This is a genomic window from Bacillus sp. 41-22 (genome assembly GCF_025809295.1).
GTDB classification, from domain to species: Bacteria; Bacillota; Bacilli; order Bacillales; family Bacillaceae_G; genus Bacillus_A; species Bacillus_A mycoides.
Map to the genome: position 1 here is coordinate 1,563,109 of NZ_CP084035.1, position 15,103 is coordinate 1,578,211.

At 37.5% G+C, this 15,103-nt stretch carries 1 protein-coding gene; it reads right to left on the minus strand.

Features of this window, described 5'->3' with window-relative positions; all coding sequences use genetic code 11:
* Positions 1-27: 27 nt before the first annotated feature.
* Complete coding sequence (locus tag LCF45_RS08060; protein WP_263894735.1) at positions 28-15,060, minus strand: DUF11 domain-containing protein; 15,033 nt, start codon at positions 15,058-15,060, stop codon at positions 28-30.
* Positions 15,061-15,103: the final 43 nt, after the last annotated feature.

Below are 15,103 nucleotides of genomic sequence, written 5' to 3' on the forward strand. Positions count from 1 at the left end.
CCGAACTACAAGCTTTTTCTTTTTTGATTAACGCCACCAAATCCAAGTCCAAAAGTAATTTCGTATATTTCGAGGAGTAATGCGTATGAAACGTTCACCGTCAAAGAAACAATTTAAATTTGGAAGTGTTTCATCTGGATTTTCTGGAATGAAGGTGACGATATTTTCGTTACTTGTAATGGTTACTGTGATTGGTGGATCGGTAGGAGAGACTTGAAGTTGTAAAGAAACGTTTGCCGTGTTTTTAAATTCATTATTAATAGGGGGACTTATCACTTGTACTGTGAATAACACGATAATTGTTTCGTTCGGTTCCAAATTAGTAGCGACTAGGAAACCGATATTCGGATTCGCTAGTGGAGAGCGTTCCCCATTAATGAAGACCGTACCGTTCATAAATTGTAAACCTGCTGGAATGGTGTCTTGTAATGAAATATTTGAAAGTGAAATCTCGGAAGTATTCGTAATACGCACTGTATAATCAAAATATTGGTTTAAATAAGCAGAGCTGACGGAAGCATTTTTTATCACTGCTGCCGTTATAAATTGAACTGGTATACGAACAATATTCGAATTGACAATGAAAATAATAATTGGATCTTGTGGTGTCAATTGGAAAGCAGCTGTAACTGTTGCGGAATTGATAATTGTACTGTTTGAAGGGATAGAAGTTACGAGAACTTTAAATGTTATAGTTGCTACTCCATCTGCCGATAAGGAACCAATGTTAATACCAGTGTCTGGTCGAATATTTGGAACCGGAGTACCGTTAATTGTTACACTGTTTTCTATAAATGTTGTACCAGCTGGAATCATATCTAAAACGGAAGTACTTACTGTAGGAATTGGGGAATGATTAAATACGTCTAGTGTGAATGTAATAATATCCCCTATAACGACAGAAGATTTGTCAGCATTTTTCTCAATGCGCACCATTGGATCAACGATCGTTGTTGTAACGGTATTTGTTTGCTTTGTAATTGTAATAGGTGGTTCATTCGGATCAATGGTAACAGTATAGGAAACAGAAGCGTCGTTATTGATAGCAGTTTGAATAGTCGAAGAAGATATTGTTACTTGGAACGTAATGACAACAGATTCATTAGGAGCAAGGTTTCCTAATGGAATACCATTTTCAGGATTCGCATTAGGCTGATTGATCCCGTTAATCGTAACACTGCCAGTAATGAAAATTGTATCTACTGGTACGGTGTCTATGGCAAGAAGGTCTTCAATCGTTACATTACCGCTATTAGTAATTGTAATTGTATACGTTAAAGTTTGACTAGGTAATGCATTTGTGGCATTAACAGATTTTATGGCAACGACATTATCATTTTGGACAGTTGTTGTGACAGTATTTGTTGTAGTCGTATTTGTAACAGGTAAGTTATTTGGATTGACTATATAGTTAAAAGTAGTAATTGCTTTGTTGTTGAGTTCATTTGGTGTTGGAATAGAAGTTACAGTTACTTGGAATGAAGCGATGGCATCTCCACCTACAATTATAGTACCAATTGGTATGCCGCTTACTGGATTAACTCCCGGAACAGTTTCTCCGTTTACAATGACACTATTTTCTATAAACGTAGTACCTTGAGGAATAATATCTTGAATGACTACATCATCTGCTGAAACATTACCAGTTTGATTTAGTGTAATCGTATACGTTAACGTATCACCGACCGTTGCAAATGCAAGGTCAACAGTTTTATTGCTATTTAAATTCGCGTGATGAATTTCTGTTACGGCAGCTGATGAAATAATAGTTTCGGTAATAGGTGGCCTATCTGGTACCGTGTATTCATATTCAATTGTACTCGTGTTAGAGATTGGATTTGTTTGCGGAATGGAAGTAACCCGGACTTGGAATAGAATAGTTGCTGTCGTATTAGGCGGAATGTTATCAATTGGTATACCGCTAAGTGGATTGTCATTTGGCCGAGCGTTGCCATTCACAATAACACTATTCTCTATAAAGCTCGTATTTGCTGGAATGATATCAGTAACGATAATGTTTTCTACTTGTATATTCCCATTGTTTGTGATGGAAATTGTGTAAGGGATGATAGTTTGTAGGTCAGCGTATTGGATAGGCGTTGTTTTTGTTGCAATTACATTAGCAGAAATAACTTCAGTGAAGGTAATATTACTAGTCGATATTTGTTCTTCACCATTAATTGTATAACGAGAAGTGGATTGATTTTGAATACGACCGCTAGCTGGAAGAGATAACACAGTAACGGAAAACGTGACTGGGATAGAAATGTTAGGAGCAATCGTTCCTACAAGTATACCGGCACTTGGATTGGCGTTAAGCTGAGGAATATTATTTACTAAAACGCTACCGTTTATAAAGGTTGTTCCATCAGGAATATTGTCTGTAAATACAACCGCAGTAGCATCCGTATTCCCTGTATTCGTTAAAGTTGTTGTATAAGTTAAAATGTCACCAATCGTTACAGAAGTCAAATCAACAGTTTTCAGTGAAACGATATCAGCGTCATTAATTTGAACGAAAGTAGTATTGGAAGTAGTAGATTTTTGAATTGGTGCAAAGTCAGGATTGAAAATAAAATCGTAGACGATGTTTGCAGTATTAGGTGTTGGATTTACAGCAGGTAAATTCGTAACGGAAACTTGGAATGTTATTGTTGTCGATTGACCTGACGCGATATTAGGAATGGAAAAGCCGATATTCGGATCTGCTGCAGGAATTATAGTATTGTTAACTATTACACTTCCAGGAATAAATACAGTTCCATCCTCGATAGTATCTGTAAAAAAGATGGAGTTAGTTGTAGTCGATCCATTATTTTGAATGAATACTGTATATTCAATGGTTTCATCAATGTTAGCTAATACTTTATTAGAGGATTTTGTAGCGATAAGAATAGCATCAATAAATTGTATATTTGTAGTATTGGAAGAGGTCGTTTCTGAAATTGGTGGTAAGCTTGGGTCTGGTTGATACTCATAGTGAATGACGGCGATATTATTAATGTTATTTTGAGAAGGTATAGAGACTACATTTACTTGGAACGTAACAATAATCGTATTATTTGGAAGGATAATACCAAGATTGATACCGGTAATTGGATTTTCGTTAGGTCTTGGTATGCCATCTACAAGGATGCTATTTGGAACGAATGTGGTGCCAGCAGCAATTGCGTCAATTAGGAGAGTATTTGTAATAGGTACTGTACCAGCGTTTGTAACGGCGACTGTATATGTGATGATTTGACCGATGCGTGTAATGGATCTATTGGCGGATTTAATTGCACTAACATTTGCCGTCCGCACTTCCGTGTTTACTGCATTTGATAACGATCTACGCTGAATAATCGGAGAGCTAGGGTCAATTTGGTATTCGTACGAAGTGTCTGAAATATTAATGACTGTATTGCCGGACGGTATATTTGTAAGTTGTACTTGGAATGAAATAGTGACTGTTTCATTTGGTTGTATCGTGCTGAGAGTTACTCCGTTTTCAGGATTCGCGCCAGGCTGAATCACATTATTTATTGATAAGCTATCTTCAATGAATATAGTACCTTCTGGAATGTTATCAATAAACACGGTATTGTTAGCTGGAATGGTTCCTATATTTTGTAGTGTATTTGTGTAGGTAATAATTTGCCCAATTGATACGAAAGTTACATCCGCGCTTTTAACAGAAATAATATTTGCATTTTGAAGTGATGTTGTAACAATGTTAGAATTTGCAGAGCGATTCACCGGTGGAGCTGTAGGAATACTTACATATTGGTAATTTGCAGAAGATTGATTTACAATTTCGGTTTCAGTAGGTGGATTGTTTGTTTGCACTTGAAATAGTATCGTTTTGGAACTGTTTGCTGGAATTGTTCCAAGTGGTATTCCGTTTTCTGGATTTACACCTGGCTGCAGGACACCGTTAATTGTGACACTATCGGAAACGAATGTAGTCCCAGCTGGAATAGAATCTGTAAAAATAATATTTATCGCGTCAACATTGCCGATATTTTTCACTTCAGAAATATAAAGTATAGTTCCGCCAATATCTACAGTTATTGGATTGGACGTTTTTGTAATTGTCAATTGTGCTTGCACGAAATTTGTAATGACGATATTACTTGTAGATGTTTCAGTAATAGGCGGCTGGCTTGGATCTGGTTGAATTGAATATGTTGTATTGGATTGATTTGTAATCGATTCTTGCGAGAATGAATCGTTAATAAGAATTTGGAACGAAATAAGGTGAGTAGCGTTTGCTACTAGGTTAGGCAAAGCAACCCCTACATTTGGATTTGCACCAAGTATAGCTGTTCCATTAAGTGTAAAACTATTTTCTACGAATGTAGTCCCTTCTGGAATAGTATCTGAAAATATGAGATTAGTAGCTGGAATATTTCCGGTATTTTCTAGCGTTATCGTATAAGTCAAAATATCACCTGTTGTTGCTTGTTGTGCATTAACTGCTTTTAAAGAAAGAACATTCGCATCCGAAATTTGTGTGAAAGCTGGATTAGACGTAATTGTTCGAGAGATGATAGGAGAGGTTGGATCGGCGATAAAAGTATAGTCAATACGGGCTATATTAGAAATTGGATTCACGCTTGGAATAGATTGAACGATAACTTGGAATGTGACGGTGACAATTTCTGACGGCGCAACGGAGTTTAATGGTATTCCTACGTTTGGATCGGCACCTGGAACTGAAACGCCATTAATGGTCACGCTATTCGGAATAAATGCAGTTCCTTCTGGGACCAAATCTGTTAAAGTAACTGTATTTGCAGTTGTATTGCCGTTATTTTGAACGACTACTGTATAAGTGATTGTACCGTCAGTAGTTTGTACGAGAGAATCTGTATTTTTAATTGCGGATAACGATGCATCAACGACAGCTGTATTAACCGTATTAGATGAGGATGTTGCTGTAACTGGAGGTTGACTTGGATCGACAATATACGTGTAACTTGTAATTGCTTGATTTATAATCGCTCCTTGCGGTGGAATAGAACTTGCAAGAAATTGGAACGTAATAGTAGCAGAATCACCTGGTGCGATAATACCAACTGGAATACCGAGAGTTGGACTTGCACCTGGAAGTGAAATCCCGTTAAGCGTGACACTATTTGGAACGAATAATGCTCCTTCAGGAACACCGTTAATGAGTAATACAGAATTTGCAGGGAAGTTTCCAGTATTCGTTAATGTTGCTGTATACGTAATTATATCTCCGATAGATACGATTGCTCGATTTGCTTCTAAAACAGTTGTAACAGTCGCGTTATTAATTTGTGTTGAAGCGCTATTAGAATTTATCGTGCCTGTAACAGGAGGAGCTGCCGGATCAACAATGAATGCGTATTGAATAGATGCAACGTTTGTAATTGGGTTTGAGGGTGGAGTAGATGTGACTATGACTTGGAAAGTAACAGTTAAGGAACTGTTCGTACTAACGGTTCCGATATTAACTCCGTTATTTGGATTTGCCCCTGGAATGATACTTCCATTTACAGAAAAGCTATTTTCAACAAAGGTCGTTCCAGCTGGAATAAGATCTGAGAAATTTACATTCGTAGCGTTTGTATTGCCGCTGTTTTGAATCAAAACTGTATAAGTGATTGTGTCTCCGATATTCGCAAAGGCTGTATTAGCAGTTTTTACAGCTGAAAGTATTGCTGAATTAATAGAAGTAACGAAGACGTTCGTCTCCACATTGCCAGGCTGAGCTTGTAATGAATTGCCTACGTTATATTGGAAGTTAACAAATCCTAAGTTTTGGAGTTCAGGTGTGAAGGTTGTTGGATTGCTTACGATTTGCACTTGGAACATAATTGTTACGATTTGATTTGGAGTTATTGTATTTATGCCAACACCGTCAATGATAGAAGCGGATGGTAATGAAGTGCCATCAACAATGACTGATCCTGCAACAAATTGTGTCCATGTCGGTATAGGGTCTGAGAAAACAACGTTGTTAGCAGAGATATTTCCTGTATTCGTAATAGTGGTTGTATACGTAATCGTATCACCGATCGTTGCAAAAGCTTTATCTCCTATTTTAATAGTGTTTAAAATTGCACTTTCAATTTTTGTTGTAACGCTATTAGAAGTAATATTTTTTGAAACAGGTGGATTAGCCGGATTAACGATATGCTGGAAGCTAACGCTAGCTTGATTGGTAATTGGATTTATAGGCGGAATTTCATCGGCACTAATATGAAATGTTACGATGACAGACTGGTTTGGCGCGATATCACCAATTGGAACGCCTGTAATTAGGTCTACATTTGGGATGGTAGTTCCGTTAAGTGTAAAACTATTCGGTTCAAAGGAAGTTCCGTCTGGAATTAGGTCGGTAAAAATAACACTCGTCGCACTAACATTTCCGCTATTTGTAATCGTAACTGAGTAGACAATATCTTGCCCAATATCTACTGTTTCCACATTTGAATTTTTTTGTGCAGTAAGGATAGCGCTATTAACTTGTGTTGTCGTTGTATTAGATTGATTAGAGGTTGAAATGAACGGCTGATCTGGATCAACAATATAACGGTAAGTGGTAAGAGCCGAATTAGAAATAGGATTGTTGATTGGGAGGGTTGAAACGATGGCTTGGAATGTGACGATTGATGTGTTTCCACCATTAATTGAACCGATATTTACACCAGTAGATAAATCAGCGTTTGGAATGGTTTGCCCATTAACTGTGAAACTGTTTGGAACGAAACTTAAATTGCTATCAAGTATATCGATAACGGTAACATCAGTAGCAGCCACATTCCCGGTATTAGGAAGGTTAAGTGTAAATGTTATTGTATTACCAACATCCGCAAAAGTAAGATTTGCTGTTTTTGTGCTAATAATATTTGCGTTGTTTATTTGAAGAAGTGTAGTGTTGGAGCTAGCTGTATTCGATACCGGCGGATTACCTGGATCAACAGTAAACTCATATGTCGTTGATGCTGTATTCGGTGCTGGATTAATAGGTGGAATGCTGTTCACTGTAACTTGAAAGACGATACTATATATTTCATTTGGTGGAAGTGCTGCAAGTAATACACCTGTATTTGGATCCGCATTAGGTTGTAAAATGCCATCGACAGTTAATGTGTTAGGAACAAATGTGAGTCCACTTGGTAATACATCTGTGAATACAATATTAGTTGCATCCGTATTGCCTACATTGGCAATAGAAGTAGTGTAAAAAGCAGTTTGCCCGACATCTGCAAAGGATAGACTTTCATTTTTCGTCATAGATAATATAGCTTCTCTAATTTGTGTTGAAACAGGATTACTAATTGAAGTTTCTGCATCAGGCGGTGAGACTAATTGATACGATGTTGATGAGAAATTTACAATTGGGTTTTCGGTTGGTAATGACGCCACGTTTACTTGGAATGAAACAGTTACTGTAGACCCAGCTGTTATAGGCCCAATATTTACACCGTTCGATGGGTCCGCACCACTTTGAGAAACCCCGTTAATTGAAAATGAGTTTGCAATAAATGTAGTTCCGCTCGGCATTGTATCTGAGAAAATAACATTTTGTGCGGATGAGTTTCCATTGTTTGTTAAAGTAACAGTATAGGTGAGTGTGTCTCCAATACGACTAAAGGATTTATCGACTTGTTTTAATGAAAGAATGGTAGCTGTGTTAATTGTAGTGAACACTGTGTTTGAAGTAACATTCCTTGAAACAATAGGGGCATTAGGGTCAGCGATAAATGTGTAAGAAGCACTAGCCGAATTGGCAATAGGATTTTGAACAGGAGTAGAAGTAGCGGTAACTTGAAATGCTATTGATATTGAGTTGTTAGGAGCGATTGCTCCAATCGTTATACCTGTATTAGGATTAAGACCAATTTGCGTGATGCCATCTATTGTAACGCTATCAGTAATAAACGTTGTACCATCTGGTATAAGGTCAGTGAAAGTAATATTAGTTGCGTTTGTATTACCACTATTCGTTAAAATTGTCGTATAGGTAATGGTATCACCTAGCGTTACAAGTGTTTGATCGACTGATTTAATTATCGTAATCATAGCATCTAATACAGGGTTTGTAACAATATTCGTTGAAGTAGAAGTAGTAGCAGGAGCTCCGTTTGGATCAACAGTATAAGAATATAAAATTGTATCGTTACCCATAATCGAGCTTGAAGGGGGAACAGAAATAACATTTACTTGGAAAGTAACGGTTACTGTTTCACCGGGTGCGATATTTGGTAAATTTACTCCAAGTGCTGGTTGCGCACCAGGTTGCTGAACTCCATTTACTGTAACTGAATTTGGTATGAATGTAGTGCTAGCTGGAATAGCGCTTGTGAATGTTATATTGGTTGCTGCTGTATTCCCTGTATTTGTAATAGTAGTGGTATACGTAATCGTATCTCCAACAGACACTATAGATTTATCAGCACTTTTTGTTGTAGTTAATATTGCACTATTTATTGTCGTAGTAACGGTATTAGATGAAACGGTTTGTGTTATAGCGGGTTGACTTGGATCAACAATATGCTGAAATTGTATAGAACTAGAATTAGAAATTGGATTTATACTTGGAATGTTTGTAACAAGTACGTTGAGAGTAATAATGGCCGTTCCACCTGGATTTATATTTTCAATCTGTATCCCGCTAGCTGGATTTCCAATTTGCTGTGTACCAGAATCGCTTGTAAGAGTCCCGGAAATAAATGTCGTTCCATCAGGCAAAATATCCGTGAAAATTATATTTTGTGAAGTGACATTTCCAGGGTTATTTAATGTAATTGTATAAGAAATTGTATCGCCGATCGTTGCGAAATTTTTATCCGCGGATTTAACCGCTACAATTTCCCCGGAATTTATTTGTGTCGAAACAGAATTGGATGTTGTACTTCGTGAAACGAGTGGTAAATTAGGCCCTGTCATAAATTGGTAATTAATAGAAGCACCGTTTACAACCGGTGAGTTTGGTCCCCCAGGCCCAATTGTGAAAATTGGATTTGGAATACTAACTACTTGCACGCGGAAGGTGACGTTTATAAAATCTCCTGCAATAATATCTCCAATTGGTATCCCATTCGCTGGATTTACTCCAGGTAATAAAACCCCACCTACTCGAACGCTATCTTCTATAAATACTGTATTATTTGGAATCGGATCTGTAAAAATGATATTAGTAGCAGTCGTGTTCCCTATATTGTCTAATAAAACAGTATACGTTAAAAATGAATTTCCAGGTGCTACGTCAGAAAAGATACGATCCACACTTTTCGTTGCTTGAATGATTGCTTCATTTATTTGAACTAAGACCGGATTACTAGTAGCCGTTTCTGTAACAGGCGGCTCGGTAGGGTCAACAATGATAGAGTATGTTGTACTAGATTGGTTCATCGTAGGGTTTGAAGCTGGTATTGAACCGACAATGGCTTGGAAACTAATGGTTGTCGTTCCTCCAACTGGAATTGGGTCTAAAGGAATCCCGCTATCTGGCCTAAATCCAAGTTGTGGGATGGTATTAATTTGTACGCTATCAGGCACGAATGAAAGTTCAGGTGGTAATATATCTATAAAAACAGGTGTATTTGCAGTTGTATTTCCACTATTGGTAAGGGTTGTTGTATACGTAATTGTATCTCCAACAGCAGCAAATGCACTACTCGCAGTTTTTGTTGCGATAACGGAAGCAGTATTTACTTGTGTAAAAGTTTTATTGGATTTAACTGTTCGTGAAACAGGTGGTTCATTAATATCTACAATAAAACTATATTGAACCGATGATTTATTAGGGATTGGATTAGGATTTGGAATCGTTGCAATGTTTACTTGAAAGCTGAGTATAACTGATGCATTTGAATTTATGTTACCGATATTGATACCATTTTGTGGATTTGCATTAGGAATGGTTGTTCCATTTACTGTAAAACTATTTGGAATAAACGTTGTACCATCTGGAATTAAATCTGTAAAAATAACATTGTTTGCGGTAGTGTTACCGGAATTAGTAATGGTGGAAGTGAAAGTAAGTGTATCTCCAATAGTAGCGAATGTTGAATTGACAGTTTTATTTATAGATAGAGTAGCATCAATAATTGGAGTAACCGTTGTGTTTGTAATTGTACTACCAACAGCAGGTGATTGGTTTGGGTTCACTGTATATTCATAATTTACAAGGGCATTATTTGTTAATGTGCCACTAGGCGGTATCGCTAAAATTTGTGCTTGAAAAGCAATAAATACAGTATTACCTGGTGGAATATCTGCTAAGTGAATACCAAGTGATGGATCTAATCCTGGTTGTGGAACATTATTGATAGTTACGGAGTTTTGGATAAATGAAGCTCCTGCGCCAAGCCCATCCGTTAAAACATTTGCACTAGCAGGGATATTACCTGTGTTTGTAACTGCAATCGTATAGGTAACGATATCTCCAATTGCAGCTGTCGGTTTATTCACTGATTTAGTAGCGACGATCGTAGCGTTATTAATTTGAGTTGTTATTACGTTACTTAACGCATTGGCAGATGCAGGAGGTAAGTTAGGATTTACGACATATTGGTACGTTGTATTACTTTGGTTCGGGATTGGATTTGTACTAGGGATGGAATTTACTATTACTTGAAATGAGATTGTTGTATTTGTATTGGGGTTTATTGGATCAATTGCTACGCCATTTGCTGGATTTATATTAGGGAGTGTAGTACCATTTACTGTTACACTATTTGGAATAAATGAAGTCCCACTTGGAATGGCATCTGTAAATACTATATTTGATGCAAGTGTATTCCCGTTATTTGTTAAAGTAGTCGTGTACGTAATAATATCATTTACGTTAGCAAACTGTTTATCTGCAGATTTTGTAGCGGCAATTGAGGCGTTATTAATAGTTGTCTGTACCGTGTTAGAAGCCACCATCTGCATTACAGCTGGCTTGGATGGATCGTACGTATATTGGAATGTTGTGCCTGATTGATTCGTAATCGGATTTACAGCAGGGATAGTTGGTACAAGAACCTGGAATGCAACGGTTCGTGATGAATTCGCTCCTATCGTACCGATAAAAATACCATTAGCAGGATTTGCATTTGCTATAGGGACATTGTTAATCGTTACAGTATTAGGAATGAACAGGGTACCCGCTGGAATGATATCTGTAAACGATACATTAGAAGCAGGGATATTCCCGTTATTTGTTAAAATAGTCGCATATAATATGACATCACCAACATCAGCGAAATTTGTACTCGTTAGTTTTGTAGCAACAATATTAGCAGTATTAATTTGTGTAGTTACTATATTACTAGTAGCGTTTTTCACAACAACAGGTAAATTTGGATCAGCGATAAAGTTATATTGAAGTGAAGCGCTATTTTGAATTGGATTTGGTGAAGGTAGCCCATTTGCACTTATTTGAAAAACAATCGTTGTAAAACCACCTGCAGGAATGGAGCCGACTTGAAGGCCGGTACTTGGGTCTGCACCTAGCTGTAAAGCGCCACCTATAAAAATACTATTTGGTACGATAGTGGTGCCGGGAGGGATTATATCGGTAACAACAACATTGTTTGCTGTAGTATTGCCAAGGTTAGCTAAGGAAATTGTATATGTGATTGGTTGCCCGACATCGGCAATAGTTAAATCTACCTCTTTGACAATAACTACATTTGCTAAATTAATTTGTGTACTTACAGTATTACTTAAAGATGTTTCTATAATTGGTGGATCACCTGGATTTAGAACGAAACTATACTGTGTACTCGATGAATTAGTTGTTGGATTTTGGGCTGGTAAAGCAGTGACAGTTACTTGATAAGAAACGGTAATTAATCCGCTAGCAGGAATAGAAGGTAACAGGACACCGATATTTGGATCTGCATTGTTTTGCAAAACGCCATTAATAAGAAAAGTATTTGGAATAAAGGTAGTACCATCTGGATTTATATCTATGAAAGTAGGATTATCAGCAGAAACGCTTCCTGCATTCGTTAAAATAACGGTATAAGTTAATATATCTCCAACAGTAGCGAACTCTCGATCCACTGATTTTGCCGAAATTACATTTGCATCATTAACTTGGATAAATGTAGTGTTTGTAGTTGTGTTTGTACTTACAGGAGAAGCGTTTGGATCAACGATAAAGTTATAGGAGATGGAAGCGCTATTCAAAATAGGATTAGGATTTGGAATACTAGTTATTAATATTTGGAATGAAGCTGTAATTGTAGTATTAGCATTGATGCTACCAATATTGATGCTAGCCGGTGTTGCGCCCGGCTGAGTAACACCGTTAACTATAACACTGTTCGGTACAAAGGAAGTGCCATTCGCAATGGAATCGGATAGTAATACATTGTTCGCTGTAACATTTCCATCGTTTGTAAGAGCAAAGGTGTAAGTTAATACATCTCCAACTTCCGCAAACGTTTGACTTACAGATTTATTAGCATGAAGATTTGCTAGTCTAATTGTTGATGTAACAGAATTAGAATTTGCAGTTTTTGAAGTTGGTGGCAGGCTTGGATTTACAGTGTAAATATAAGAGGCGAAAGCGTTATTAATGATAGGGTTTTGTGCAGTAATGTTAATGACTGTTACTTGGAAGGATAAGGTGAAAGTAGCTCCACCAGGAATTGTGCCGATAGGTAAAGCAACGAGAGAATCTACATTTTGCAAAACTCCGTTGAGCGTTACAGAACCTAATGTTAATATCGTTCCATTTGGAAGTGGATCTGTTAGTTGAACGTTATTGGCGGCCGTATTTCCACTGTTTGTAATAAGGATTGTATAACTTATCGTTTCGCCAATTGTGGCAAATTGTTTATTTGTAGACTTTGTTAATGTTAAATTCGCATTGTTAATTTGAGTAGTAACGACGTTAGAAGAAATGTTTTTCATAATGGGTGATTGGCTAGGGTTAACGGTGTACTGATAAGAAGCGCTTGATCCGTTAGATACGACATTTGACGCGGGTATTGTATTAACTACTACTTGAAATGAAACACTTTTGGTTGTGCCAGTTGCGATGGATCCTATGTTCACACCATTAGCGGGATTAGCGCCAACTTGTGTTGAGCCATCTATTGTTAAACTGTTTAGGACAAAAGTTGTTCCTGTAGGAATGACATCTGTAAAAATAACATTGTTCGCATTCGTATTACCTGTACCTGTAAAGGCAACAGTGTAAGTCAGTGTATCGCCAATATCTGCATAGTTTTTATCTACTGCTTTCGTCATTGTTACAGTAGCATTATTCACTTGAGTGGAGACAATATTTGTCGTATCAGTTCCACTTACTGCCGGCTGATTTGGTACAGGAATGTATTGATATGTTGTTGTACCACTATTTAATATTGGATTTGTTTGGGGGATAGAAGGAACGAATACTTGAAAGGAAATAGTAGTAGTAGAATTTGCAGCAATAGATCCAATTGATATACCATTAGCGGGATTTGCTCCAGCTTGAGTAACTCCGTTAACAGTTACACTCCCTGGAATGAAAGTAGTCCCGCTAGGAATCGGATCTGTATATATAACATTAGTTGCAGCGATATTTCCTATATTAGCTAAGGCAATACTGTAAGTTAATGTTTCACCAATATCGGTAAAAAGTTTGTTAACTGATTTTGTGCCATTAATATCTGCGAGGTTAATTTGTGTTCCTGCAGAGTTACTTGTTGCAAGACCGTTAAAAGTCGTTCCTCCGGCAATCGGTGTATATTGAAATGTAATATTCGCAGTGTTAGAGATAGGATTTTGACTTGGAAGAGAAACGACAGTCGCTTGGAAAGCTACTGTACGAGAAGAGCTATTATTAATTGTCCCCAGAGATATACCGGCGACCGGATTTGCGTTTGTTTGTGGTACGTTATCTATCGTTACGCTTCCAGGTATAAAGGAAGTACCGTTAGGGAGAACATCTGTAAAAGTAACGTTATTTGCAGGAAGAAGCCCGGTGTTAGGAACAGTAACTGTATAGGTTAGAATATCTCCAATTGTAGCGACACTTTTATTCACGCTTTTAGTTGCTTGTATATTAGGTGAGTTTATATTGATTTGTAAACCGACTGTATTTAACATATATGCATCCCCGTTAGTAGTTAAACGAATTGAGGCAGATACTTGGGAATTTGTTAAATAAGGAGAAATATCAATGGAAGTAATGTCCCATCCTTGTCTTCCAGCGGAGATATTTGTACTTGTAGAGGCACTCTGGTTTCGCGTTCCAAATGTACCAGTTGTATCTAAGTTCCCTGCAGCATTATTAATTTGAGAACCGAAGAAATTATTAACAGCATTATTTGGCCCAGATAATGCATTTAATGAACTGAAATTTGGTCCAAATAAAGCTTGATCCCCAGTTAAATCAGCATCCCCTTCAGTAGAACTTAAAAATAATCTCCCGCTTACAGGTCCCCCGGCAGGTGTTAAAAACCCTGAGACAGATACATCTGCACTACCGGTTTCTACAGAAACGCGGTTACCAGCTACGTAAATTGTTAAATTTCTTGCGGGTAAGGAACCGTTTTGATAAGCGACAATAAGCGTCCATCCTGCAGAATTAATGGCTCCATTAGAAGCGTCTAAAGGATCTACAAGTCCAGGAACAGAACCTGTTGTATAAGATCCAGATCCAGCAGCTTGAACGAGTGACGTTACATCCGCTGATCGTGTGTAAAATCCAAATGTGACAGATCCAGAAACGAATGTTTGATTTGAAGCTGTAACAGCCGAAGGGGTAATTGAGTATGTTGACACAGGTGTTGTAAAAGAAACGGGGTTTCCTAATACACTCGTAATGTTTTGATCCCGAGATAAATAGTTTCCACCCCAAACGAGTTCTGCGTAAAGAATAGTACTACCAGCAGGGATATTCAAAATAGCGGTAGAACTATTTTGTGTATAGTTTAACGTTGTACCTGCAGGAAAAGTAGGTACTTGTAAAGCGGTATTCGTAGTTACGAATGCACCAATTGCACCGATTGTACCAGCACGGTTTAGATTGCTAATTTTACTTAAACCTAGTGTGTTTCCTGTAATAGCGAGTGCGCCGTTAGTGGTGGTAGAAAATCGATTCGTAATGGGCATGTTGTCACCTCATTTACAATATGGTCTTGGTCAAAATAGGATA